The sequence below is a fragment of the Myxococcus llanfairpwllgwyngyllgogerychwyrndrobwllllantysiliogogogochensis genome (genome assembly GCF_006636215.1).
Lineage (GTDB): Bacteria > Myxococcota > Myxococcia > Myxococcales > Myxococcaceae > Myxococcus > Myxococcus llanfairpwllgwyngyllgogerychwyrndrobwllllantysiliogogogochensis.
Genome location: NZ_VIFM01000173.1, coordinates 1 through 25,029, shown reverse-complemented (window position 1 = coordinate 25,029; position 25,029 = coordinate 1). Strand labels below are relative to the sequence as shown.

Genomic DNA, 25,029 nt, shown 5'->3' with positions numbered 1-25,029 from the left:
AGCCCCCGAGCTGCGAGCCGATGAGGTGTCCCCCGTCATAGTCGTTGCTGGAGTTCTCCGCGTCGCCCCACTGCCCGACGGTCGTCTGACAGGAGTCGACGCGCGGCGCGGCGGTGATGGGTGGCAGGTTCTTGTACGCCCGGCTCGGCCGGCCCGCCGTGTCGATGAAGTAGTACTCGCCGTCGAAGTTGTGCCAGATGTTCCGGTCGGCCGACGGGAAGTACTTCGGGCAGTCGCGGATGGCTGCCTGTGAGACTTCCCCGTGGATGACGTAGCCGACGCCGTACTGCTTGAGCGCCTCCCGGATCTCCTCCTCCGTGTGGTGCTCGAAGAACTCCATGAGACCGCTCGGGCCGCCGAAGTCCTGCTCGAGCTGACGGGCGGCATCGTCGCCGCCCAGGTCCGTGTCAGTGACTCCGCAGCCGCCAGACATCAGGACAAACACCGCCGCAACGAAGAGCTTGTTCAGCGCGCGCATTCTCTTGGGTCCTTTCTGAGTCGGTTTCACTGTTTCGTTGACTTGTTTACCAAGAAAGGGAGAGTCGCAATACGTGAATTTCTGGCGAACTGCGGCCGCGTGGCTCTACGGAGAAGGGGGGGCCGGCGAACTCCCGGCCCCCTCGGAGTCAGCGCACTACCAGATGCAGGACGGGATGCCGGGGAGCAGCGGGAACGAGGAGAGCGCGCCATCCGGCACGACGCCATCCGCGGTGACTCCGGTCACTTCGCCCTTCCACATGGTGGGGGAACTGGAGCGATACCCCATGTAGTACACGGTGCTGCTCGAGCGCTCGCGGAGGAGCGTTCCGCAATACACCTCATTGGAGTACTGACCCACCGTGCCCAGGGGAACGACCTTCACGGCGGATGAGCCGCCGAAGTAGGCGAGGTCCGCGGGGGTTGTGACGGCGAACACCGCGCCCGCGACGAAGAGATAGATGTCGCTCGACGTGCGGTCCTGGATCAGCGCGCTGTACACGAGCATGGGGAAGACGTCCCGCGACCCGGTCGGGACGTTGTTGACGCTCGTGGTGTCATCCCAGAAGCCCAGCTCCGTGGGATTCGGAACCCACCAGTCCTTCGCGCCCACCACGACGTAGATGGCTGTCTCGCTGAGCTCGCGGATCAGCGTGCCGTCTCTGGGAATCACCTCATAGGTGTTGATGGTGGCCTGGGGCTGCGTCACCGAGGGGGCGAAGACGTAGTGGATCCACTCCCCAGCGGGAATGAGGAACCTCGCGCCACCCGCCACCACGTAGCGGTTCGTGGTGTCGGAGGCGCGAAGGACATGACCGTCAGCGTAGGGCGCATAGCCCGCGAGTGCCTGGGCACCGAAGAGGCTCAACCCCAGGGCGAGCAAGCGAGGAATGAATGCAAGGAACGAGGCAACGCGCACAGGGATTCTCCGTTCAAGACGTGTGTGCCGCCGAGAGGAGCCGGCCCGACTCGGTGACAAAGGGGATACGCCGCCAGCCTTTGGCTTCGGTCGTATCCCTTTCACGGTTTGTCGATGTGCGAGGTGCTTCCGCGATTGCTGAAAATTCGTCCCTGACGAGACCTGGCCGCTACTCGCCCACCGCGACGTAGCGCTCATCCTCGTCGTAGTTGCGCTGGTTGCCCGCCGCCACCGTGTCCGCCAGCTTCGCCACCTGCTTCACCCCTTCCGGGGTGAGCGTGTTCTCCGTCACGTCCAGGTGCTTGAGGTGTTTGAACGCCTCGGCATTGTCCGCGAGCACCTTCGCGCCCAAATCAGACAGACAGCCCATGGACAGGTCCAGCTTCTCGAGCTGGGGGAGCACCTTCGCGGTGGGCAACGCCTTCGCCAGCTCGTCCGTGAACTCCGCGTTGCACAAGCCCAGGGCCTTGAGGGCTGGCAGCCCCTTGCCGTCGAGGATGGGCTGGATGTCCTCTACGTCACCCTCCGCGCCGTGGTACCGCGAGCCGAACCAGACCTCCAATTTCTCCAGCTTGGGCCAGTTCGCGCTGGCAATGGATTTGACGACCGCCAACGGCAGACTCCCTGTCTCGAGGGTGAAGTCGCGCAGCTCTGGCAGGTCCATTTCGCCCAGGTCCAGGGCCGCGCCGCGCAGCCGCAGCGAGCGCAGGTGGGGCAGCGCCGCGTAGAGCCCCGAGACGCCGTTCAGGTAGGTCCAGGAGATTTCCAATTCCCTGGGGTAGTCGAAGTCGCCGAGGAAGAGGCTCTGAATCGTCGATGAGCCTTTGGCCTGGATGATGGCCTGGGTGACGTCTTCGTAGTCGTTACCCCCGTCCGCCGTCACGATGCCGACGGTGAGCGACTTGAGGAATCGCGCGGAGGGGTGGGCAAGCAGCGTCGACACCGTCTCCGACACATCGAGCGTGGAGTTGAATTCCTTGCGACCCACTCTCGCGGCGCGGATAAACCCCAGGTGCCACTCCAGCGAGAGTTCCTCATCGGCCCACGGTGTCGCCAGCGAGCCGAGCAGCAGCGCCTGGTGCTTCTGGATGAGCGCTGTCACCCGGCGCTTGAGGTCGCTGGCCTCCGCGCCCTCGGCCTTCGATGCCGCGTGCTGGAGCGCGATGAGTTCACCGCGCGGGTCGCCCTGGCGCTGGAGCCAGTCTCCATAGACGAGGTACGTTTCCACGTTGTCCGGGTCCTTGAGGAGGGTGGCTTCGAACTCCGGATTGGATTTGCCCTCCGGCGTGCTCTCGCTGAGCTCGTTGGAGCTTGCTTCCTCGACCTCGTCCCGCGCCATGGCTGTCCACTCCCGCGCCGAACGTGGCGCGCCTCGGACCGGACGTTAGTGAGGTGGACCGTCACATGGCGAGGGGATCAGTGCCCCGGTGAGGTCTGGCGCCATCCTCGTGATGACCGCAGTCACCGTCGGGGCGCCTGTCGCGTGCCTCCCGGAGCCAGTACGTCCCCGGGAACTCCATGGGTTGCGAGGCCGTCCAGGGGTGGCATGTGCGCTGCGGTGAGGGCGGGACAGACTCGCCGCGGCGGCCCTCGGTCGCTGTCAAGAGCAGGTGAGACACATGATCGACGTCAAAGCGGCCGTGTGCTCGCGAGCGCGGATGCCACGGAACATGGCGTGTGGGCCTCCGGGTGGCATCGTCGCGGATGCGCACCCGGAGGGGAGATGCAGGCGGCTCAGGGGATGACGATGTGCGAATGCATGCCTCGCCCGTCATACGGCGTGGCGCCGCAGCGGGCGCGGGCCCAGTCGCCATTCACCGCGGAGCAGATGCGGATGGCCTGGATGTTGGAGGAGGGCACGTTGATGCCGGGTGTGTCGCAGCGCCCCAGGTAGGTCCAGGAGAGGCTCTTGTTGACGGAGGTGACGCCGATGCAGGGGCCAATCCACGCGCCGGTGTCTCGTCGCTGCACGTCGATGGAGTACTGAGCGGTGGTCTCCTCCTCGCTCCAGCTCAAGTCCACGAAGGGCGTGTAGCCACCCGGCAGGTCCAGGGTGACGTCGTCGGAGATGCCGTCATAGGCCCGCTCGACGAAGGGGCCCCAGACGTTGTTGTTCGAATAGAAGATGCGGAAGGCGGCGATGTCGCCCTTGGTCACCACGCGGTCTCCAGCGCTGCGGCACACACCGTCGAAGACAGTCTTGTTGGCCTGTCCCAGGACGGCCACGGACAGGCACGGGCCAATCACCGTGCCGTCGCGCAGCACGACGTCGAGCGAGTAGCTGTACCCGGTCAGCTTGTTCCACCGAACGTTCACCTGGTTGAGCGAGTGCAGCGAGCCGTCCGGCTTGAAGGCGACGCGTTGTTTGTACGTGCTGCGCGAGGTGAGGTTGCCCGAGGCGTCGAAGGCGCCGACGTGGAAGACGTTGAAGTACTCACCCCGGCGCTCGACGATGACGTTGTGGCCGTGGCTCTGCACCAGCCTGCCAGCGGTGTTGCGCAGGGGCTGCGAGAGCCGCCGCACCGCCCGTGCTCGCGTGAGCTGGGGGATGGAGTCCCCCATCACGTAATACATGGCGTACTGGCTGTTGTACCAACCGCCGCTGAGCAGCAGGTAGTACTGGCCATTGCGCTTGAAGACCTCGGGGGCCTCGTTGATGCCTTCCTCGTAGGAGGGCGTCGAGAAGATGGCCGGGCCCGCGTGGTTGTAGACGGTGCCCGGGGCGGCGGTGTTGAAGGAGGAGATGTTGTTGCCCCGGTCGAACCAGACATAGAAGAACCAGCGGCCCGATGTGTCATTGAACGTGGCCGAGTCGATGCGGATGTTCCGGTTGCAGCCCTGCGGCAGGCACGCGGTGCCGGTGGAGGTGCGAGGCCAGGTGGTGTTGGCGTTGATGGGCTGGGGCGCGCCGAACTGGAGGTTCACGTCGGGCGCGGTGGCCACGAAGGTGGTCACCTCCTGGCCGGACGGAGGACACGCGGCGCCGTTGGGGACTCGGTGCGCCGAGAAGTACAGCTGGTACACGCCGTCGTATTTGCCGAGGTCAGGCGCCCAGAGGAAGCAATAGTCATACACGGGGTCGACCACGGACGGGTCATAGGAGCGCTTGAGCTGGAAGCTCGTCAGGTCTCGTGTCTCGTAGATGGGCAACTGCCACCCGTTGCCAGTGCCGGACAGGAAGAACAGGTCGTCGTGTTCCTTGTAGACGTCGGGGTCCGCCATTCCCGGGGCGAGCAGCGTGCGCCGCCCGTAGTCTCCACCGCGCGTGGCGCAGGCGGCGTCGGTGAAGCCCTCGTCACAGATGCAGCGCGCGGCGCCAGCCTCGTCACGACAGACGCCATGACCACTGCAAGTGACGCCGTCGCAGACGCCGGCGAGGGCGTGCGATGTCGAAAGGACCTCTTGTCTGGGCTCCAGCTCCGGTGACGATTCACCCCCACATCCGACGACGGCCAGGAAGAGCGCGGCCAGCGGGACGACGACACGTGCGGTGTGCATGGACTTCCTCCTGGGCGCAGCGTCGCAGGAAGGAGGCGCCGGACAAAGCTTGAGTTTCTGGACATCCTGGTCCGGTTCGCGGCCATGGTGTGGACATGTCACGGAGGTGAAGCGCTATCCTGTTGGAGGCATGGATGAACGTGCCTCCCGCTGCCGCGCTGTTGTTGCTGGTTTGGCTGTTCGACGCGGCGAAGGTGGCAATCGAGGCCACTGGCGGGCAGGTGCTCAACGGTCCGAACGAAATCCCCGGCGGCGATTTCTCGATGAACGGGGTCGATCCGCAAGGCGCGGAGTTCGCGCTGGTCGGTGCAAGGAAAGGGTAGGCGAAATGGCGGAGAAGATTATCAATTGCCTGTGGTTCGACCATGGCGAGGCGCGCAAAGCCGCGGAATTCTACGCCAGCGTGTTCCCCAACAGCCGCGTTGGCCCGGGCCACGAAGCCGCGACCGACTTTCCCGATGGCAAGGCGGGGGACGAGCTGACCGTGGAGTTCACCGTCCTCGGCCGTGATTTCGTCGGGCTCAACGGCGGGCCGACGTTCAAGCCTGACGAGGCGGTCAGTTTCATGGTGGTCACCGAGAACCAGGAAGAAACCGACCGTTACTGGAATGCGATCGTCGGCAATGGTGGCGCGGAAAGCGCCTGCGGCTGGTGCAAGGACCGCTGGGGTTTTTCGTGGCAGATCACGCCGCGCGTGCTGCTCGATGCGACGACCCACCCAGACAAGGCGGCGGCCAAGCGTGCGATGGACGCGATGATGACGATGGGAAAGATCGACATCGCGAAGATCGAGGCCGCGGTCCGCGGGGGAGGCTGATGCGCGGGGCCGCCGAGCCTCGTGTGCGGCTCGACGGCGTGGAGCGCCAGTGGCATCTGGGCTGCCAGTGACTCCGGGCCTCAGGCTTCGCCTGAGGCGTCGTGGAGCTTCAGCACGTAGAGGAAGTCCGGGACGGTGAGTCCGCGCGCCACGACGAGCCCGTCACGCAGGATGATCGCCTCCTCCAGCGAGTCGTGGAAGCGCGCCAGGGGCGTGGTGTCCATCCGGCGATGGAACGCGACGGGCTCGTCGCTGAGCACCTCCCAGTACGTGCGGCGCGTCACCTCATCGGGCTCCGCGCTACCATCGAGCACCTCTCTCGGCGCCCCCGTGGCGAGGTCGAAGAAGCGCGTCTTCTGGTCATCCGAGCGGGTGACGAGCACATCCCCGTCCATGGCCACCAGGAACGGCAGCGCGGGGTGCTGTATCTCGTACATGAGCCGCCCCGTGTCCGCTTCATACATGCGCACCCGGTCGTCCAGTGCGCACACGGCCACCCGCAGGCCATCCTCGGAGAGCCTCGCGGTGATGACCGGCTCTTCGGAGACCTGGAGCAAGCGCCGGAAACCCGTGGACAGGTCGAAGAGCTCGAGGTCACCCGAGGCCCGTCCCACCGCGATGCGCGGCACGTGCTCGGCCGCCGTGTACGCCACCGCGGGCTTCATCAGGGCCTGCGTGTCGAGCACGAGCCGGCCCGTCTTCACGTCGTGCACCTGGAGCCGGGAGGGCTCTTCATGGCCCGACACGACGTAGGCGCCGTCCGGGGTGAACTCCACCATCGTGACAGGGGCCTCGGGGCCCTTGAATGTGTGGAGCAACTGGCCGTCGGCCACGCGCCACACTCGCACCACGCCCAGCTCGAACGTCCCCGCGAGCAGCGTCGTGTCCGGGGAGAAGGTCATGACCTGCTTCATCGTCATCTTCCTGGACGCATCCCGCCCCTCCAGAGGCTTCCCGGTCAGCTCCATCGTCGGTGCGAGGCGTGCCAGGTCGAACAACTGGATGCCCCGTCGCCACCCGTCCTCCAGGTGTTTCGTGACGGGATAGGCGGCCAGCGCGTCGTTCCCGCTGAAGCGCCAGGGATGCAGGTTGGATGCATTGGTCTCGGGCGGTGGCTCGCGCACGTGGCCCTGGGCATCGATGGCGAGCATGCCATCCATCCGCATCGCGACGGCCAGGGTTCCCTCGGTCCGTCCCCAGAGGTGCTTCACGCGGTGCTGCTCGGAGAGGAGCCTGGGGGGCGTGGGCGCATCGAGCCGGCTCAGCAGCACACCGCCATCGACGGCCGTCAGCGCGAAGTGCTTCAGGTCTGGCGAGAAGGCCGCGCCGCGCTCGTGCCCGTCCGAGGAATAGGGACGCGACCACACCGAGGCGCCGTCCTTCACGTCCAGCACCTCCAGCCGGTCGTACCCCAAGAGGCCCAGCCGCGAGGACCCCAGCCACTGCACGTGGGAGTAGCGCGAGCCCCCCTGGATGCCGCGCACCCGCTGCCAGGTCTTCGTCTCCGCCACGCCGACGTCGTCGAGGTCCGCCCACGCAAGCCACTCGCCGTCCGGACTGAAGGCCACGGTGCTCACGGAGCGCTGCGCATCCAACCGCGCCACCTGCTCGCCCGTGGCCACTTCCCACACGCGCATCGTGTCGTCCGATGCGCCCGACACGAGCCAGCGCCCCGAGGGATGGAACGCCACGCTCAGCACGGACTGCTGGTGCCCCTTGAGCGTGCGGACCTTCTCACCCGTGTCCAGGTCATACAGGTGGATGAGCCAGCCGAGGTTGGCCACCGCCAGCAGCGTGCCGTCCGGGCTGAAGGCCACCGACGTCACCTGTCCCTCCTGACGGCGGAACAGGTGCAGGTGCTCTCCCGTCTCCACGTCCCAGACGCGCGCTTCATGCGCCCTGGAGCCCGAGGCCAGTTGCTTGCCATCCGGGCTCCACGCAATCCCGCGCACCTCCATCTCGTGGCCCTCCATCACCCGGAGTTGCTTGCCCGTCGCCACGTCCCAGACGTGGACGTTGTTGCCGTCGGCGCGCGAGCCGTCGGTGTACGAGCCGGTGGCGAGCCGCGTCCCCGTCGCATCGAAGGCCGTGCACAACACCTGGGATTCGTGCCAGAGGTACGCGTCGGCACCCTCCAGCGCGCCACGCAGCGGCAGGAGGGACTCCACCCAGGGCGCGCCGCCGGAGGACTCGCGCTGCCGTCGCCACCAGGCCGCGAGCTGGTGGAGGTGCGCCTCCGGGTCGTCCCAGGGGCCCTGTCCCGTGACGGAGAAGTGCCGCGCGGCGTCTGGCGCGTCGTACCAGCGCAGCCGGTTGTAGAGGCACTGGAAGAGGGTCTCGGGGTGCTCGCGCAGGAAGTCCGCGTCGAGGGTGACGGCCTTGCGCAGCACGCCGAGCGTCCGAGGCCCCACGGTGGGGCCGTCCTCGTGCAGCACGCGCGTGTCCGCGCGCGTCCGGGCGAGCGCGTCGGTGAGCGCGGCGAGCAGCCCGTCCACCCCTTCGGCGTCGATGAGGGCTTCGAGGGTGGAGAGCTCGGTGAGGGATGCGAGGTCTTGGGGCATGGGGGGCTTTCGCCGCGAGGCGCGGGGGGACGCATTCTCGCGGCGACCCTCCGCCGGGTTCAATGGGCGAGTGCCCGGCGCGTCGCGGAGCAGGGGAAGGAGTTGGTCCGGGCCCAGGTGCGCCTCAAGCGAGCCGAGGCCCTGCTGGACCTGCAACCAAGGTGTAGTCCTCGACGAGATGTTGGAAGCCTTCAAGGAGCTTCGGCTCGAAGTAGATGAAACACCGTTCTTGCTAAAACGGGTGGACGCCATGCACCAGCGACTTTTGCACTTCGCGGTGGACTCGAAGTGGAGCGACCGGGACGTGCGGCGCCTGGCGGCGAAGTATGCGCTGGAGGCGATGACGCAGAGGGAGTCGGTGGAAGCCTGGATTGTGGACGATACGGGCTTCCTCAAGCAGGGCAAGCATTCGGTGGGCGTCCAGCGGCAATACACCGGCTCGGCGGGGAAGGTGGCCAACTGCCAGATTGGCGTCAGCCTTAGCGTGGCCACCCGTACCGAGCACCTGCCCGTCGACTTCGAGTTGTACCTCCCCGAGTGCTGGGCCAATGACGAGGCGCGCCGAGGTTTCCTTCAAAACCAAGCCCCCCTTGGCGCTGCGAATGATTGAGCGGGCCGTGGAAGACGGGGTGGCTCCGGGCGTCCTCCTGGCGGACAGCGCCTATGGCAGCTTGAGCTTGAGCCCGCCAATTACTTCCTGATATCCCTGCCAGAGGGCCGGACGACGAAGCAACTCGTCCGCCCGGTGATGCAGCATTAGCAACGTGACCTTCCCCTGACGGGCCTTCGAGGCATGTCGGGGTGACGTTGTAAGATTCCGCCGCGCTGTCGGTTCCCAGTCGTTTGTCAGACGGGAATGCCAGCATTCAACCCACTTGCCTTCCTTGGAGAGAGGCATGGGGGTGCAGAATGCATGCTGTCCGCTGGATACTGTGCGCCGTTCTCTTCGTAACGGGATGCGCTGGGGTTGAACCCTCGACTCACGGGAGCACTTTCCAGCAGCGTTCCGCACTTCTCAGGGAAGGGGGGACGGAGGCACGGCATTCCCGAGGACAGAGGATCGATGCGTTCGATGCGTTGCTTCGCGACGCGGGGCTGGAGGACCAAGACGCGCGTCCCGTGGCGGGCAGCTCGCTCACTCCAACGCAAGCGGCAAGGCTGCTGGAGGCGCTGACGGGCAAGGACGTGACGCTGGGGCAGTTCCCGGCACGCGTCGCGGTGGGCTTCATGCTGCGCGAGGTGCTGGTCGCGGGCGAAGTGTCGTGCGCCGAGCTGGTGCGGCGGGTGGGCCGCTTCACGCAACTGGCGGTCCTCCGTCCTGACGGGTGCCTCGCGTGGGTACGCAGCGGGCAGACCCAGCAGCGCGTGGGCGCCGTGGAGTGGAAGGACGGTGCCTTTCGGGTGGGCCAGTTCGAGCTGGGCGTCTTCTACTCGGGCAAGGGAGGTGTCTTCCGTGAGCTGAATGCACGGCTGGAGGAGACGGGGGAAGGAGCCTTCGCGGACGTCCACGACGATGCGGACTACGTGAGCCGCACGCTGGACGGAGCTGAAGAGGCTTTCGTCGGGCTAGCGCTGGCGGTGGGGCAGATCTTCTCGACGTCGCCCGCTGACAACCTCGCGGCGCTGAGACAGATGCCTGCCGCAGTGGCGGCGCTGCTGGCCTCGTCGCCCGAGTACCTGGAGCGCTTCCAGTACATGACGCGCGGCGAGCAGGTGCAGGCCGTCTCCAAGCTGGTGACGAACCTCATCGCCACATGGGGCACGGCGTCGGCGGCAACCCGCACGCTGCGAGGTGCGACACTTACTACGGCCGAGGTGCCGGTGCTGTCGCTCTCTGCCCAAGGCGCGCTCGTCATGGGTCGCGTCGCGGTGCCGGTCGGGCGCGCGGCGGCGGTGCTGAGTGGCGGCCCCGGAGCGGCAATCATCCTTCAGCGAGCGAGCACGGCCGCGAAGAGCGGGGCACCGTCGAAAGGGCCCGGCCAGTGGGGACCGGCCAAGGAATCGATGTCCCCCCGTGCGCGGCGCTACCAGGAACAAATCGCGGGGCACACTGCCGACGAGGCATACTGGGTCGGCGGCGTGGGCAAGGGTAGCGGAGGCGTGAAGTTCGATGGCTTCGAGAAGGGCGTGCTGCTGGATGCGAAGGGGCCAGGCTATGCGAAGTTCTTTGAGGATCTTGAACCTAAGCGCTGGTTTCGTCACTCGGGCGCCAAGGCCCTGATTGAGCAGGCACGACGGCAGCTTGATTCCATCCGGGGAAAGAGCATCCCAATCCGGTGGCATGTGGCTGAGGTTGATGCAGCCGATGCCATCCGGAAGCTGTTGGACGGGGCGAGCATCTCGGGGATCGAAGTCGTCCATACTCTGCCACTGCCTTGACGATGAAAGGTGCCATGACAAAGAAGGGAAGAGTTGAGTCGTACTATGCTGGTGCCTATTGGGGACCTCGCAAGGAAACGCCTGAGGAGTGTGCCCGCCGCACGGCGGACTTCCTCAACTTCCTTGAAGGGTGCGACCCCTTCCTAGCTGAGTGGTACAAACCCGCCAAGTCGCTCAAGGAGGCACGCAAGCACCCCTTGATGCCGCCAGATTCGGCAACACTCACGGAGCTGTTCCGCGCGGGTGTAAACCGTGCGGACGCCGGCGGTATTATCGAACGTCTCGGGTTTAGTTTCTGGTTCGATAATGGAGGCCCAGATGGAGACGTCGCGGAGCTACGCATTCACTGCGGCAGCTACTCTGACGCTGTGCCGAACTCCTGCGTGATGACGCTCCCCCGGAAGGGGCAGCATGCCGAACGCCTGCTGACAGTACAGGTGCTTACAGAGGTAGTGCGCGGCATGGTGCCCTCTTGGGGGCCGGATTGGGCGTTTGCCACGTCATACGCCTACTACCAAGAGCACAGAAAGGCTGCGTCTGACCCCTTTTCGTTGGGGTGGGTTACGTACCTCTCGGACCGCCTGGGCAGCGTGCCGCCCCTCCCCGCCCCGGTGCGTGTCGAGTCAGTGGGGGACAAGGGCACGCTGATTGTCCTAACTCCCGAGCGCTTCACCGCCAGCAATCAGGACCATGTGGCGTTGGCCGATCGGGTGCGTGAGCTGCTGGACCGAGCGGGGATGTTGAAGCCGCTCCAGGCCCAACAGTAGGAACAAGAGGGGCCGAGTCGCTCGTCGCTCGGCTCCTCTCTGCGCGGGGTGAAGAGCGCCCAGCGAGCCCCGCCATGTTGCGCGTATGTCGCACGAACCTGCGGAATGTACGGGAACGGAACGGGACGACAGGGGACGCGGAGGGATACCGAAGTTGACTCGTTCCGGACGGTTACGAGGTAAGGGCGCGATTCTGCTGGGTTTTCGCACCGTCCAGACGGGGGTTCGATTCCCGCCGGCTCAAGTGCTCGAAAACACTGCGGGCCCGGGGCGTCCTGCTGGAACGCCATCCGGGCCCGCTCTGTGATTCACCTTCTGGGGCTCAAGAAGGGCCCCCATGCAAACTGGCTCAGCGAGGGCGCTTGCTCTCCTGGAACGTCACCTCGAGCGGGACTTCCTTGCCCTCGCGCAGCACTCGCGCCTCAACTGTCTCGCCGGGCTTGGAGGAGTTGAGCACGAACATCAGGTCCTCCACGCCGCCGATGACGTGCTTGCCCAGTCGCACGAGGATGTCACCCCGCAGCATTCCAGCCTGGTCCGCCGCGCCTCCCGCGCGCACCCCCGCGAGCAACATGCCCTTCTGCCCGTTGGGCGGGCCCGCATAGTCAGGCACCGTGCCCAACGACGCGTTGAAGCTGCGCAGGTCTCCGCGCGGAGCGGGGGAGGGCACCTTGCGGTACGTCAGCGCCGTCGCCCCATCCAGGCCCACCGTCACGGCCGACACGATGCGCGCCACCTGCGCGGTTCCCACGGCGTTGATGCCCTCCACCGTGTCCGTCGGCTTGTGGTAGTCCGAGTGCGTCCCCGTGAAGAAATGCAGCACCGGCACGCCCGCCGCGTAGAAGGGCGAGTGGTCGCTCGGGCCGTACCCGTCACCGCTCGGGTTGCAGGTGACGCGAGCCTCGTCGCACGCACGCGCGAGCAGCGGCCCCCACTCGGTGGCGGACTCGGCGCCCAGCACCGACAGACCTCCGGACCGCAGCCGGCCCACCATGTCCAGGTTCAGCATCGCGGTGACCTGCTTCATCCCCGCGTCCCCTCGCTGCCGGGTGAAGTGCGTGGAGCCGAGCAGGCCCGTCTCCTCACCCGAGAACGCCAGGAAGAGCACGTCGTGCTTCAGCGCGGCGCGGCGCTCCTTCAGCGTGCGGGCAATCTCCAGCAGCGCCGCGACGCCCGAGGCGTTGTCATCCGCGCCGCCATGCGCCTCGTGCCGGTCCGGCATCAGCGAGCCACGTCCACCGAAGCCCAGGTGGTCATAGTGCGCGCCCACCACGACGAGGCCCGGTAGCTTGCCCTCGCCCGCCTCCAGCACCGCCGCGACGTTGAAGGCCGCGCGCTGCTCGAACTCGAGCTTCACGTCCACCTGCGCGTCCACGCGCTTGCGCGCCAGCAGCGAGCCCATCACCGGCTCCATCGCCGCGCGCTTCACCACGACGACCGGGAGCCCCGCGTCGCCCACGCCTTCGGGATGCAGGACGGGCAGGGTCGCCTCGGGAGGCATCCGCCACTCCTTGGGCGCGGGCGTGGGAGCCTGGGGCCAGTCCACGACGATGAGCGCCTTCGCGCCACGCTGCGCCGCCTGCCAGGCCTTGTAGCGGAGGTCACCGAAGCGCCGCTGCTTGTCAGTGTCGGAGAACTCGGGGGCGTCCGGGACGAAGCGGCGCACCACGACAATCTTCCCCTTCACCGACAGCTTCGCGTAGTCGTCCACCTTGAGCGACGGCTCCACGATTCCGTAACCCGCGAACACCAGCGCGCCCTGCGCCTGGCCCTGCCCGGAGAAGCCGAGCACCGTGTACGCATCCGCCGGGAGCACCGTCTTCCCGAGCCGCACCTGAGTCCCCGCCCCGGGCTGCACGGCGGTGGTGACGGGGAACGCCTGCCGGAACGTCCCGGTGTCACCCGCGGGCGTCAGGCCCAACTCCTGGAACCGCGTCTCGATGAGTCCTCCGGCGGCCTCGATTCCCTTCGTGCCGATGCCCCGGCCCTCCTGCGCGGGCGCCGCGAGGAAGGAGACGTCCTCGCGGATGCGGTCCGCGGCGGCCGACGGCGCACCCGAGGCCGGCTTCACGTCATCCACCCAGCGGGCGATGAACAGGTTGGTGTCGCTCTTGCCCTGCGCGGTGGCGCGGTTGCTGGAGAAGGCCAGCCACTTGCCGTCCGGCGAGAACATGGGGAAGCCGTCGAAGCCCGGCGCATACGTGATGCGCTCCAGGTTGGAGCCGTCCACGTCCACCGCCCAGATGTCGAACTCACGGCCCTTGGGGTCGCCGTGGTTGGACGCGAACAGGATGCGCCGGCCATTGGGGTGGAAGAAGGGTGCGAAGGCGGCGCCGTTCAGCCAGGTGATCTGCTTCGCCTCCGAGCCGTCCGCGTTGGCCACGTACAGCTCCAGCTTCGTCGGCCGCACCAGGCCGCGCTTGAGCAGTCCCTGGTAGTCGTCCAGGGCCTTGCCGGCCTGCGGACGCGACGCGCGCCACACAATCTTGGAGCAGTCCGCGTTGAAGAACGCGCCGCCGTCATAGCCGGGCGTGTGCGTCAGCCGCTTCACGTTCTTCCCGTCGCGGTCCATCCGGTACAGCTCCAGGTCGCCATCCCGCACGGACGTGAAGATGATGGAGCCGTCCTTGCCGCAGACGGTGCCCTCCGCGTCGTAGCCCGGCGTCTCCGTCAGTCGAGTCAGCCCGCTGCCATCCGCGTTCGACTTGAAGATGTCGTACGTGTCGTAGAGAGCCCAGACGTAGCCCATGGAGTGGTCGGGCTTGGGCGGGCACGCCTCGCCACCCAGGTGCGTGGAGGCGTAGATGACCGCCTGGTCGCCGGGCAGGAAGTGCGCGCACGTCGTCGCGCCCTGGCCGCTGGAGACCGGCGTCACCGTCGCGGCGGCGCCGCTCGTGGGGTCCACCGCCATCCGGTAGATGCGGTCACACCCCATGCCCTCGTGCCGGGCCTGGAGCGAGAGCTGCTTGCCGTCAAAGGACCAGTAGGCCTCGGCGTTCTCTCCGCCGAAGGTCATCTGCCGCAGGTCCGCAAGCCGGACTTCTTCCGGCAGCGCGGGCACCTGGGGCGCGGTGCCAGCGGGGCCGGAGCTCGCCGCGGTCTCGGAGGTCGACGGCGAGGTGTTGGAGGGAGTGGCGCAGGACACCAGGGCCAGGAAGGACAGGAGTGCACGCTTCATGGGGCGCGACCATGTCAAAGGCCGCGCCCACACTCAACGGCCGGCTGTTCCTTCTCGCGGCCCTACTGGAGCACCGCGAGCAGGTCTCCGCCCTGGACGGCGGCCTTCAGCGTCGTCGCCACCTCCGCGACGGTGCCCGCGCGAGGGGCGCGCACCACCGTCTCCATCTTCATCGCCTCCAGCGTGACGAGCGGCGCACCCGCGTCCACCTTGGCCCCCGCCTTGATGTGCACGGCGATGACCGTGCCCGGCATGCTCGCGGCGACGTGGTTGGGATTGGCGCGGTCCGCCTGACGGCGCGACTCCACGCGAGCCGCGCGGCTGCGATCCCTCACCTGCACCGTGCGGTTGTGGCCGTTGAGCGCGAAGTAGACGGTGCGCAGGCCGTCCTCGTCCGGCTCGCCCACCGCGGACAGGCTGATGACCAGAGTCTTGCCCGGCTCCAGGTCCACCCAGATCTCCTGGCCCACCTCCATGCCGTAGAAGTAGTTGGGCGTGTCGAGGATGGAGACGTCCTCGTAGCGCGCGGCATCGTCCAGGTATCCCGCCATGACGCGCGGGTAGAGCGCGCTGGAGATGGCGTCCACGCGAGACAGCGGCTGGCCTGTCTTCTTCGACAGCTCGGCGCGCAGGGCCTCCAGGTCCAACGCGGGGAGGCTCGCGGACGGGCGGCCCTCCACGCGCGGCAGGCCCTTGAGCACCGCGGCGCGCAGATCCTCGGGGAAGCCGTTGGGCGGCTGGCCCAGCTCGCCCCGGAAGTAGCCCACCACGCTGGAGGGGAAGTCCAACCGGGGCGCCTCCGCGATGAGCTTCACGTGCGTCAGCGTGGCGGCCTCCGCCAGCGTGGGCGCGCGCACCATCAGGTCGTTCTTCAGGAGGAAGATGGCGAAGTCGCCCACCATCTTCGACGATGGCGTCACCTTGGGGATGTCACCCACCAGCACGTTGACCAGCGCGAAGGCGTCCTTCACGTCGTTCCATCGGCTGAGCAGGCCCATCTCCGCGACCTGCGGCCGGAGGTTGGAGTACTGACCGCCCGGAATCTCGTGGTAGTAGACCTCGCTCGTCGTGCTCTTGAGGCCGCTCTCGAAGGGGGCGTAGTACTCGCGCACGTCCTCCCAGTAGTTGGCGAGCGGCTGCAGCCGCGCGTTGGCCAGGCCCGTCTCACGCGGATGGCCGCGCAGGGCGCTCACCAGCGCGTTGAGGCTGGGCTGGCTGGTGAGGCCCGCCATGCTGCCCAGGGCCACGTCGACGATGTGGACCCCGTGCTCGATGGCCTCCAGGTAGCTGGCGATGCCATTGCCCGCGGTGTCGTGCATGTGCAGGTGGATGGGCAGCTTCGTCACCTCGCGCAGCCGGTCCATCAGCATGGCCGCCGCGCGCGGCCGCAACAGGCCCGCCATGTCCTTGATGCACAGGAAGTGCGCGCCCGAGTCCTCGATGCGCTTCGCCAGGTCCGCGTAGTAGTCGAGCGTGTACTTCTTGCGCTTGGGGTTGGCGACGTCGCCCGTGTAGCAGATGGCCACCTCCGCCACCTTGCCCGTCTTGATCACACGGCGGATGGACACGTCCATGCTGCCCAGGTCGTTGAGGCTGTCGAAGATGCGGAAGACGTCCACGCCCGCCTCGGCCGCCTCGTCGATGAACGCCTCCACCACGTTGTTCGGATAGCTGGTGTAGCCCACGGCGTTGGCGCCACGCAGCAGCATCTGGAGCAGCAGGTTGGGCGCCGCGGCCTTCAGCGCGCGCAGCCGGGCCCACGGGTCCTCGTTGAGGAAGCGGTACGCGGTGTCGAACGTCGCGCCGCCCCAGCTCTCCAGGCTGAACAGGTCCGACGCCAGGTGCGCCGTGGCGGGGGCCACCCGCAGCACGTCCCGGGTGCGCATGCGCGTCGCCAGCAGCGACTGGTGCGCGTCCCGCATCGTCGTGTCCGTCAGCAGCACGCGCTTTTGCGCGAGCACCCACTCGGCCAGTCCCCGAGGACCCTTCTCCGCGAGAATCTGCGCGGTGCCTCGGGGCGGAGGGCCGGGAGGCGCCACCGGCAGGCGCGGCTCCATGAACTGCGTGGGCTTGAGCCGCTGGTGGCTCTTGATGGTGGGGTGGCCGTTGACGATGACCTCGGCCAGGTAGGTGAGCAGCTTGCTGGCGCGGTCTCTCCGGGGCGCCAGATGGAACAGCTCCGGCGTCTCGTCGATGAAGCGCGTGTACGTCTTGCCCGCCTGGAAGTCGGGGTGGTGCAGCACGTTCTCCAGGAACGGGAGGTTCGTCTTCACGCCTCGGATGCGGAACTCGCGCAGGGCGCGCTGGCCCTTCATCACCGCGCCCTGGAAGGTGGGCGCGTAGGCGATGACCTTCACCAGCATGGAGTCGTAGAACGGGGAGATGTGCGCGTTGGTGTAGCCGTTCGAGCCATCCAAGCGGATGCCGAAGCCGGTGGCCGCGCGCCAGGCGGTGATGACTCCCGCGTCCGGCATGAAGTTGTTGGACGGGTCCTCCGTGGTGACGCGCAGCTGTACCGCGAAGCCTCGTGGCTGGATGGACTCCTGCGAGGGGATGCCCACCTCGGGCGAGTTCAGCGCGTGGCCCTCCGCGATGCGAATCTGGCTCTGCACCAGGTCCACGCCCGTCACCTGCTCCGTGACGGTGTGCTCCACCTGGAGTCGTGCGTTGCACTCGATGAAGTAGAAGTGGTCGTCGCCGACGAGGAACTCCGCCGTGCCCGCGCTGCTGTAGCCCGCCTCCTTCGCCAGCCGCACCGCCGCGTCGCAGATGGCGTGCTTGAGCGCCGGGGCCAGGTTGGGCGCGGGCGCGATCTCGATGACCTTCTGGTGCCGCCGCTGCACCGAGCAGTCGCGCTCGTGCAGGTGGACCAGCTGCCCATGCAGGTCTCCGAGCAGCTGCACCTCGATGTGCCGCACCCGCTCCAGGAACTTCTCCAGGAACACGGCCGAGGAGCCAAAGGCGCTCTTCGCCTCCGAGCGCGCCGAGGCGAGCGCCGCCTCCAGCTCCTTCTCCTCTCGCACCACGCGCATGCCGCGCCCGCCGCCGCCGTGGGCCGCCTTTACGAGCACCGGGCCGCCGTGCGTGGAGAAGAACTCCCGCGCGCGGGCCAGCACCTGGGCGTCGTCACCCTCCAGCGTCGTGCCCGGCACGGTGGGCACGCCCACCTGCTGCGCGAGCGCCTTGGCGGCGACCTTGTCTCCCATGGTCCGCACGACGGCGGAGCGGGGGCCGATGAAGCGGATGCCCCGGCGCTCGCAGGCCTCGGCGAAGTCGGCGTTCTCCGACAGGAAGCCGTAGCCCGGGTGGATGGCGTCCACCCCGGCTCGCTCCGCCACGTCGAGGATTTCGTCGATGCCCAGGTAGGCTTCCACGGGGCGCTTGCCGTGACCGACCCGGTAGGCCTCATCGGCCTTGTGGCGGTGCTCATGCGTCCGGTCCTCGTCGCTGTAGATGGCGACGGTGCGGATGCCAAGCTCGTTGCAGGCGCGAAACACGCGGATGGCGATCTCACCGCGGTTGGCGCACAGCACTTTCTGGATGGGTCGGATGGGGGCGGAAGCCATGGCTGGGATGAGGGGATAGGGCGCTTCCCCCTCCCAGCGCAACTGGCCCGTTTCGGGACGTCGGTTTCAAGTCAGTGCATGGCGGTCTTGACGGTGCGGAGCCGACCGGAACAAATCGGGGGTCATGGACACCTCTGCTCCTTCGCCCTCCGTGCGCCGCAAGGCCGGCCCTCGGGGATTGCCCGTGCTGGGTAGCTTTTTTCCCATGCTCCAAGAGCCGTTGGCCCTGGCCAACAAGCTCCACGCCGAATACGGCGACGTGTCCCTGGTTCGCGTCTACGGCTACCCCATCGCGTTCCTGAGGAACCCGGTGGACGTGAAGCGGGTGCTCATCGACGAGCCCCTGGTCTTCCCCAAACCGCGCATCGTCAATCCCTTCAATGGCAACGGGCTCACCGTGAGCCAGGGGGACGTCTGGAAGCGGCAGCGACACATGGTTCAGCCCATGTTTCACAAGGAGAAGGTCCGGCAGTGGGCGGGCATCTTCAGCGACGAGCTGTCCAAGGGCGTGCGGCGGTGGTCCGACCTGGGCGCCAGGGGCGAGTCCTTCGACATGTACACGGAGGCGGCCCGCCTGATGTTCGGGGTGATGTGGCGCACGTGCTTCGATGAGACGCCGCGCGAGGAGTTCTTCGCGAGCATCATGGATGCCATCGACGTGTTCGGTCGTCGGCGAGGGCCCTGGGGCACGCTGTACTTCAAGCTGCTGCCCCGGCTCGACCCGAACCCCGAGCGGATAGGCACGGCGCTGTGGCTCATCAACGGGTGGATCTACGCGCGGCTCTCCCGGCGGCGCGAGCGGGGGACGCAGGACGGAGACATCACCCTGCTGTCCGCGCTCGTGGAGGCGCGGGCCCGGGACACCAGCGAGCCGATGGAGGACAAGCAGGTGCGCGACGAAATCGTCAACCTCTTCGGCGCCAGCTTCGAGATGATCGCCACCTCCCTGACGTGGGCCGTGCACGCGTGTACGCAGCACCCGGAGGTGACGCGCGCCATCCGCGAGGAGGTGCGCTCGGTCTGTGGCAGCGAGCCGCCGAAGTACGAGGACGTGGCGAAGCTGACGTATACGAACCGCGTCGTGCAGGAGATCAATCGGCTGAACCCGCCCGCGTGGACCATCCTCCGGGAGACGGCGGGCGAGGTGGAGGTGGGCGGGGTGCTCCTGCCCAAGGGCACCCAGCTCCTCATGTGCCCGTACGCCATCCACCGGCACCCGGACCACTGGAAGGACGCGGACACGTTCGACCCGGACCGCTTCCTGCCGGAGCGCATGACGGGAATGCACAAGTGCGCCTACGTGCCCTTCGGGGCCGGCCAGCGCATCTGCGTGGGCCAGCACATGTCCCAGGTGGACACGGTGCAGACGCTGGCCACGCTGCTCCAGCAGTGCGACGTGGAGTACCTGGGGAAGAACCCCGTGGAGTGGCAGACGCGGCTGACCTTCGTGCCCAAGCGGGGAATGCCCATGCGGGTGAGCGCCCGCAAGGGCTGACGCCGGCCCTTCAGGAGGGCTGGGAGCGCGCGGCAGCCTCGGTGGCCGCGTCCGGCCCGGCCTCCTCGAAGTCGAGGTCGCGGTGGAAGGTCTCTTCGATTCGCGTGAGCGCGATCAGCGCGAGTCCGAAGCAGATGCTGCCCACGGTGATGGCCGCCATGGGCACGGAGATGTAGCCCTTGAGGACGGCGAAGCCGCTGGCGGCAATCGCGGCGGAGCCTCGGACGAAGTTGGGCACCGTCGTCGCCACCGTGCCGCGGATGTTGGTGCCGAACTGCTCGGCCGCCATCGTCACCAGCACCGCCCAGTAGCCCACCATGATGCCGATGAGGAAGCTGAGGAGGTACACCGTCGTGCTGGTGAGCCCGGGCACCAGCCCGTAGACGAGCATCAGCAGGAAGCCACCCACCAGGTTCAGCGCCACCGCGCGCTTGCGGCTCTTGAGCCACTGGCTGAACAGGCCGGCGAGCAGGTCGCCAATCGTCAGGCCGACGGAGCCATAGAGGATGGCGTTGCCCGCCGTGACGGTGCCCTGCACGTTGAGCCCCGCCGTCAGCTCCGGCGCGAAGGTGAAGAGGATGCCGGTGGTGAAGTAGATGGGGACGCCAATCAGGATGCAGCAGATGTACTTGAGGAACCGGCCCCCCTGGAGCAGCAGGAAGGGGTTGGCGCGCGAGGGGTCCGTCTTCTTGGTGAACAGCTCCGACTCGGAGACCTTGAAGCGGGCGAACAGCAGCGCAAGGCCCATGATGCCGCCGGTGAAGTAGGCCGTCTTCCAGTGCAGGTGCTGGCCCACGAAGGCCGCCGCCACGATTCCCAGCATGCCGAGCGTCGCGACGATGGTGGTGCCCAGGCCGCGCTTCTCCTTGGGGAGCGACTCGGCGACCAGGGTGATTGCCGCGCCCAGCTCGCCCGCGAGGCCCACGCCGCCCAGGAAGCGGAACACCGCGTAGCTCGTCACGTCCCAGGCGAACGCGTTGGCCAGGTTCGCGAACGAGTAGAGCAGGATGGAGCCGAACATCACCGACAGCCGGCCGCGCTTGTCGGCGAGCACGCCCCACAAGAGGCCGCCCACCATCATCCCCACCATCTGGCAGTTGTAGATGAGGATGCCCTTCGACAGCACCTCCTCCGGACTGGTGATGCCGATGTCCCGGAGCGACGCGGCGCGCACCACGCCGAACAGCGTGATGTCGAAGAGGTCGACGAAGTAGCCGAGCCCGGCCACCAGCACCGTCAGGTTCAGGACCGAGCGCAGCTCACGCAGGAATTTCATGGGCGCGATTCAATGGGTTTGGTTCGTCGCGAGCAAGACCGATTCTTTCGACGCAGCGCGTGCAACACGGGCTGGCTTGCAATGCTCCGGAAAATATGAACCGTGATTCAGGTCTCATCCCCGAGTGAGGCGGTTTCGTCCCGCGCCAGGGCGGTTTCGTCACATCCCGCGCCAGGGGTTGCCCCGGGGTCGGTATCTCCCTGGTCCACCGGGGGCCTGGAGTCACAGGGCCCCCGGATGGCCGCGCGCACCTTCGCGCTCGCGGAACGAGGGGAGACACCATGAGATTCTTGAACGCGGTACGAGGAATGTTCCTGGCGAGCGCGCTGGCGCTCGTGGGCTGCCAGGGTGGGGAGCCGGGCGAGGATGCCCCGACGGACGCTCCGGGGAGCCAGGAGCAGCAGCTCACCAACTGCACCAGCCTGGTGCCGGTGATGACGAGCAACTCGGCGCCCTCGGGCTTCGTCACGAGTTCGGGCGTGTACGGCTCGAATCCGGCCGCCTACGAGCCCTGGAAGGCGTTCGACAACGCCACCACCTTCTGGCTCTCCACGGCCAACCAGACGCCCGCATGGCTGGGGTACGAGTTCGGCAGTGGCGTGATGAAGACGGTGCGCCGCTACGCCATCTCCTACTCCAACGGCTCCATCACCACGCGCTCCCCGAAGAACTGGACGCTGGAGGGCTCCAACGGCAGCACCTGGGTGGTGGTGGACACGCGCACGAACGTGACGGGCTGGACCAACGAGCGGCGCGAGTACGACGTGGCCCACCCCGGTCAGTACAAGAAGTACCGGCTGAACGTGTCGGACGACAACGACAACCGCGCGGGCATCGTCGTCCTGTCCATTGGTCGGCTGGAGCTGTACCAGTGTGACGCGTTCCCCACGGTGGTGGACCTGTGGACGAAGACGTCCGGCGCCCCGGGTGGCTTCACCCGCATCCATGACCTGGCCGGCGACCCGGCGGGGCGTACGTACTCCACGGGCATGACGACGGTGGGCGTGGAGGGGCAGCCCATGGCCGGATTGATGGACGGCTTCCTCACGGCCCGCGACTGGAACGGCAACCTCCAGTTCCACAAGCAGCTCGGCGTGGCGGGCACTGTCACCCTGGGCTACGGCATCGCGCGCAACCGGTCGTTCGAGGAGATCTACGTCGCGGGCTTCACGGATGGCGCCCTGCCGGGCGCGACGAGCAGCGGGGGCCGGGACGCGTTCATCACCCGCTACCGCTACACCGGCGTGTTTGGCTGGACGCGGCAGATTGGCCTGGCGGGAGCGCAGACGGAGGGCTACGGCGTGTCGCTCGACTCGGCGGACAACGCCTTCCTGGTGGGCTCCACCAACGGCAACCTGGATGGCAACGTGCGCACCGGTAACTACGATGCGTTCGTCACCAAGTACAACGCGACGGGCGTGAAGCAGTGGACGCGGCTGTTGGGCGTGGCGGGGAAGTCGACCCATGCGCGGCGGGCCTCCGCTGACAACTCCGGCAACGTCTACGTCTCCGGCTGGACGGACGGCAACCTGGACGGCCAGACGCTGACCGGGCCTCAGGACGCCTTCATCACCAAGTACGACGCGGACGGCGTGAAGCAGTGGACGCGGCTGGCGGGGGCTCCCGCCACGGCCGTGTGGCTCTATGGCTCCACGCTGGATGCGAACGGCAACGTGTACCTGACGGGCTACAGCGGCGGTGGCATGGACGGCGTGCCCAACGTCACCCCGGCCATCGACGTCTTCATCGCGCGGTTCAACCCGGCGGGTGTCAAGCAGTGGGTGTGGGAGTTGGACTCGGGCTCTGGCTCGTGGGGCATGGGCATCTTCGCCCATGACGACGGCATCTACGTGACGGGAGGCGGGGTGGCGGACGTGACGCAGACGACCGACACCACGGGCGGCATGGTCCACAACTACGTGGCGAAGGTGGACTTCTCCGGCACGCTCCAGTGGATCAAGCAGCAGCCCACCGCGGTGCTCAACGGCGTGGAGAAGGACGTGCGCAGCATGGGTGTCGTGGTGGACCAGAACGACAACATGTACGTCGGCGGCTACCTGGACGGGAACTTCGAGGGCAACACGCTGCAGGGTGCCCCCGACTCGTTCCTGACGAAGATCGCCCCGTAGCCAGGGCACTGGAGGCGCGGCACGCCGGACAGGTGCCGCGCCTTCATTCCTCGTCGCTGGCGCGGATGTTGACCACGAGGACGCGCGCGACACTGGCCTGTTCCCCATTGGGGTCGATGGCGCGGTAGGCGGCCAGCCGCTCACGTGCTTCGTTGTAGCGGCGCAGGCGGACGAGGGCGGCAATCTCCGCTTCGCGTGCGTTCCTGGCGTAGGTCTTCTCGATGGCGGAGGCTCCGCCTCCCCACGTATCGTAGAAGGCCCGGCAGGCCACCAGGGTCTGGGCATTCACGTGATGGGTGGCGGGCTTGAAGCAGCGATTGTAGTCGCGCTCCATCCGCACGGAGACGGTGGGCTGTCCCTTCCGCTCGAGCTCCTCGATGCGCCGGGCGAAGAGGAGTTCCTCGGTCGCCAGCCCCTCGATCATCGCCTTGTGGGATTGCTCGTTGGCGGCGCGGGCCAGGGCGGAGGCTCGCATCATGGAGTCGACGCCGTCGGCCATCAGGCTCTGGGGATAGGTCCGCAGGAAGGTGTCACCGGCGTCCCGCGCGGCGTCCAATTGATCGAGCTTGCCGAGCGCGATGATGCGAAACCACAAGGCCGTCTCGGCTGGGAGGCGAAGTTGATACAGCGGAAGCCCCAGCGGCAGGACCCGCTCGGTGTCCTGGACCAGCGTGCGCCAGCGGCCCCGGATGTAGTTCGCGTCCAACAACCGCAACGCGGCCGAGGAGCGCTCCTCGGAGGCGCGTTGGGGGTCCAGCATCATGGCCCGCAGCTCCGCGTCGGCGGCCTCGCGACCGGGGGTGGCGCGCAGGGCGTGCTCGGCAAGCCGCTTCTCCAGACGAGAGAGCTCTTCTCGGGCGTACTCGAAGCTCGGGCTGCCCGCCAACGTCGCGCGAAGAAGCCACGCGCGCTCGTCCTCGGTGGGGGCCTGGAGTGCCCGACCATAGGTCTCCAGGGCCAGCACCGCTTCTCTCCCCGAGGGACGCTTCGCGCGCGGCTTCACCGGCGAGCCGATCAGCCGGGCCGCCACCTGGTCCTGCAGCGAGAAGATGCGGTCCACGGGGCCCGTGACTTTCGCCGTGTCCAGCACGACGCCGGTCTCCACGTCGATGAAGCGCGCGTTGATGCGCACCTGTTGCTCCGCGCGCTGGATGCTGCCCAGCACGACGGTGCGGGCTCCGACGAGGCGGCCCACGCGGACCGCTGTCGACTCCGTGGACTGCTTTCGCTCCTGGAGGTCCAGCTCGGCGAGGGCGGCGTCGAGCTGCTCGCGCTCCACCAATTGGATGCGTCCGCTGGCGCGAAGGTCGGAGATGAGCGTCTCCGTCATGCCGCGCGCGAGCCAGTCCAGCGAGGTGTCCGTGTTGAGGTTGCGGAACGGCATCACCGCCGCGGGCCCTGGCGGAGGCTTCGCGGGTGCCGCCGCGTGCGCCAGGTGGGAGCACATGAAGAGGAGCAGAAGCGCGTGTGGGGCCTTCATGGTCTCAGCCTCGCGGACAGGCGGGGCAGAAGCGCGCGCACCTCGGCGGTGAGCGCGTCCTGGACCTCGAAGGGCTTGCTCGCGGGCCCCTCCACGCGCGCCGTGTCGAGTACTTCACCGGTCTCCACGTGGACGAACCTCGCGGAGATGCGCAGCACGGCGCCCGCTTGCTGGAAGCCGCCGAGCACCACCACCTCCGCGCCGACGATGCGACCCAGGCGGGCCCGGGTCTCCGGGTCCACCCTCGCGCCCTGCGTGAAGTCCTGTTCCTCCATCGGGAGGTCCAACTGCCCGCGCTCGATGAGCCGCATCCCGGGTTGGCTGCCCACGTCGGTGACCACTGCTTCGGACAGGGCCAGTTCGAGGGGCGTGAGTGAGGTGTCTCCACTCAGGTTGCGGAACTTCAACACGCAGACCCGCACGGGACCCGTGGGGGCGGGAGGCGGAGGCTCGGGCGCCGGCGTGGTGTTCCCGGTCGGGGTGGCGG

The 25,029-nt window shown here is 67.7% G+C and carries 16 protein-coding genes and 1 pseudogene; 7 read left to right on the top strand and 10 right to left on the bottom strand.

Annotated elements, in window-relative coordinates; all coding sequences use genetic code 11:
• The 4 genes from FJV41_RS32805 to FJV41_RS32790 all read right to left on the bottom strand — a co-directional run.
• On the bottom strand, window positions 1–478 hold a 478-nt coding region (locus FJV41_RS32805; RefSeq protein WP_181791092.1), incomplete at its 3' end, for a DNA/RNA non-specific endonuclease.
• A gap of 156 nt (window positions 479–634) precedes the next feature.
• Window positions 635–1,396, bottom strand: coding sequence for a hypothetical protein (locus tag FJV41_RS32800; protein ID WP_141646536.1), 762 nt, complete (start codon window positions 1,394–1,396; stop codon window positions 635–637).
• A 169-nt stretch (window positions 1,397–1,565) separates the two neighbouring features.
• Window positions 1,566–2,735 carry a TIGR02996 domain-containing protein gene (locus FJV41_RS32795; protein WP_141646535.1) on the bottom strand — a complete coding sequence of 390 codons (1,170 nt, stop codon included), beginning with the start codon at window positions 2,733–2,735 and terminating at the stop codon, window positions 1,566–1,568.
• Window positions 2,736–3,130: 395 nt separating this feature from the next.
• The gene (locus tag FJV41_RS32790) at window positions 3,131–4,894 is read right to left on the bottom strand and encodes a family 43 glycosylhydrolase (RefSeq protein WP_246137571.1); all 1,764 of its coding nucleotides are present in this window, start codon (window positions 4,892–4,894) and stop codon (window positions 3,131–3,133) included.
• Window positions 4,895–5,028: 134 nt separating this feature from the next.
• On the opposite strand from FJV41_RS32790, the gene FJV41_RS32785 reads away from it, so the two are divergent.
• Window positions 5,029–5,217: a VOC family protein gene (locus FJV41_RS32785; protein WP_141646534.1), complete on the top strand. Its 189-nt coding sequence runs from the start codon at window positions 5,029–5,031 to the stop codon at window positions 5,215–5,217.
• A 5-nt stretch (window positions 5,218–5,222) separates the two neighbouring features.
• A complete protein-coding gene (locus FJV41_RS32780; RefSeq protein ID WP_141646533.1) occupies window positions 5,223–5,711 on the top strand; it encodes a VOC family protein in 489 nt (162 codons plus the stop codon).
• Window positions 5,712–5,791: 80 nt separating this feature from the next.
• Here the strand turns inward: FJV41_RS32780 and FJV41_RS32775 are convergent, their stop codons facing one another.
• The gene (locus tag FJV41_RS32775; RefSeq protein WP_141646532.1) at window positions 5,792–8,272 is read right to left on the bottom strand and encodes a WD40 repeat domain-containing protein; all 2,481 of its coding nucleotides are present in this window, start codon (window positions 8,270–8,272) and stop codon (window positions 5,792–5,794) included.
• Between the two features lie 235 nt (window positions 8,273–8,507).
• On the opposite strand from FJV41_RS32775, the pseudogene FJV41_RS56925 reads away from it, so the two are divergent.
• From FJV41_RS56925 to FJV41_RS32760, 3 genes and pseudogenes are all read left to right on the top strand, one after another.
• Window positions 8,508–8,949 (top strand): annotated as a pseudogene (locus tag FJV41_RS56925) (IS701 family transposase); the annotation flags it as partial.
• A 400-nt stretch (window positions 8,950–9,349) separates the two neighbouring features.
• On the top strand, window positions 9,350–10,651 hold the full coding sequence (locus FJV41_RS32765) for a Tox-REase-5 domain-containing protein (RefSeq protein ID WP_246137570.1): 1,302 nt from the start codon (window positions 9,350–9,352) through the stop codon (window positions 10,649–10,651).
• Between the two features lie 14 nt (window positions 10,652–10,665).
• Window positions 10,666–11,418, top strand: coding sequence for an immunity 52 family protein (locus FJV41_RS32760; RefSeq protein WP_246137569.1), 753 nt, complete (start codon window positions 10,666–10,668; stop codon window positions 11,416–11,418).
• A 349-nt stretch (window positions 11,419–11,767) separates the two neighbouring features.
• Here the strand turns inward: FJV41_RS32760 and FJV41_RS32755 are convergent, their stop codons facing one another.
• Together FJV41_RS32755 and FJV41_RS32750 are read right to left on the bottom strand one after the other, a co-directional pair.
• Window positions 11,768–14,596 (bottom strand): M20/M25/M40 family metallo-hydrolase, encoded by a 2,829-nt coding sequence (locus FJV41_RS32755; protein WP_141646529.1) that lies wholly within the window; start codon window positions 14,594–14,596, stop codon window positions 11,768–11,770.
• 62 nt (window positions 14,597–14,658) lie between these two features.
• A complete protein-coding gene (locus FJV41_RS32750; protein WP_141646528.1) occupies window positions 14,659–18,162 on the bottom strand; it encodes a pyruvate carboxylase in 3,504 nt (1,167 codons plus the stop codon).
• A 124-nt stretch (window positions 18,163–18,286) separates the two neighbouring features.
• Here FJV41_RS32750 and FJV41_RS32745 point away from each other — a divergent pair, with 124 nt between their 5' ends.
• Window positions 18,287–19,657: a cytochrome P450 gene (locus FJV41_RS32745; RefSeq protein WP_141646527.1), complete on the top strand. Its 1,371-nt coding sequence runs from the start codon at window positions 18,287–18,289 to the stop codon at window positions 19,655–19,657.
• A 10-nt stretch (window positions 19,658–19,667) separates the two neighbouring features.
• Here the strand turns inward: FJV41_RS32745 and FJV41_RS32740 are convergent, their stop codons facing one another.
• On the bottom strand, window positions 19,668–20,933 hold the full coding sequence (locus FJV41_RS32740) for an MFS transporter (protein ID WP_141646526.1): 1,266 nt from the start codon (window positions 20,931–20,933) through the stop codon (window positions 19,668–19,670).
• 281 nt (window positions 20,934–21,214) lie between these two features.
• On the opposite strand from FJV41_RS32740, the gene FJV41_RS32735 reads away from it, so the two are divergent.
• Window positions 21,215–23,062, top strand: coding sequence for an SBBP repeat-containing protein (locus tag FJV41_RS32735; RefSeq protein WP_141646525.1), 1,848 nt, complete (start codon window positions 21,215–21,217; stop codon window positions 23,060–23,062).
• 43 nt (window positions 23,063–23,105) lie between these two features.
• Here the strand turns inward: FJV41_RS32735 and FJV41_RS32730 are convergent, their stop codons facing one another.
• Window positions 23,106–24,542, bottom strand: a complete 1,437-nt coding sequence (locus FJV41_RS32730; protein WP_141646524.1) for a FlgO family outer membrane protein — start codon at window positions 24,540–24,542, stop codon at window positions 23,106–23,108.
• The coding region (locus FJV41_RS32725; RefSeq protein ID WP_220137915.1) for a CsgG/HfaB family protein at window positions 24,539–25,029 on the bottom strand (491 nt) is incomplete at its 5' end. The genes FJV41_RS32730 and FJV41_RS32725, both read right to left, overlap by 4 nt.

What these genes read in the sequence shown, in the direction of transcription:
- FJV41_RS32755 (WP_141646529.1), bottom strand. Translation starts at nt 14,596, where the DNA reads ATGAAGCGTGCACTCCTGTCCTTCCTGGCCCTGGTGTCCTGCGCCACT.
- FJV41_RS32740 (WP_141646526.1), bottom strand. Translation starts at nt 20,933, where the DNA reads ATGAAATTCCTGCGTGAGCTGCGCTCGGTCCTGAACCTGACGGTGCTG.
- FJV41_RS32760 (WP_246137569.1), top strand. Translation starts at nt 10,666, where the DNA reads ATGACAAAGAAGGGAAGAGTTGAGTCGTACTATGCTGGTGCCTATTGG.
- FJV41_RS32785 (WP_141646534.1), top strand. Translation starts at nt 5,029, where the DNA reads ATGAACGTGCCTCCCGCTGCCGCGCTGTTGTTGCTGGTTTGGCTGTTC.
- FJV41_RS32730 (WP_141646524.1), bottom strand. Translation starts at nt 24,542, where the DNA reads ATGAAGGCCCCACACGCGCTTCTGCTCCTCTTCATGTGCTCCCACCTG.
- FJV41_RS32745 (WP_141646527.1), top strand. Translation starts at nt 18,287, where the DNA reads ATGGACACCTCTGCTCCTTCGCCCTCCGTGCGCCGCAAGGCCGGCCCT.
- FJV41_RS32775 (WP_141646532.1), bottom strand. Translation starts at nt 8,272, where the DNA reads ATGCCCCAAGACCTCGCATCCCTCACCGAGCTCTCCACCCTCGAAGCC.
- FJV41_RS32750 (WP_141646528.1), bottom strand. Translation starts at nt 18,162, where the DNA reads ATGGCTTCCGCCCCCATCCGACCCATCCAGAAAGTGCTGTGCGCCAAC.
- FJV41_RS32790 (WP_246137571.1), bottom strand. Translation starts at nt 4,894, where the DNA reads ATGCACACCGCACGTGTCGTCGTCCCGCTGGCCGCGCTCTTCCTGGCC.
- FJV41_RS32735 (WP_141646525.1), top strand. Translation starts at nt 21,215, where the DNA reads ATGAGATTCTTGAACGCGGTACGAGGAATGTTCCTGGCGAGCGCGCTG.
- FJV41_RS32795 (WP_141646535.1), bottom strand. Translation starts at nt 2,735, where the DNA reads ATGGCGCGGGACGAGGTCGAGGAAGCAAGCTCCAACGAGCTCAGCGAG.
- FJV41_RS32780 (WP_141646533.1), top strand. Translation starts at nt 5,223, where the DNA reads ATGGCGGAGAAGATTATCAATTGCCTGTGGTTCGACCATGGCGAGGCG.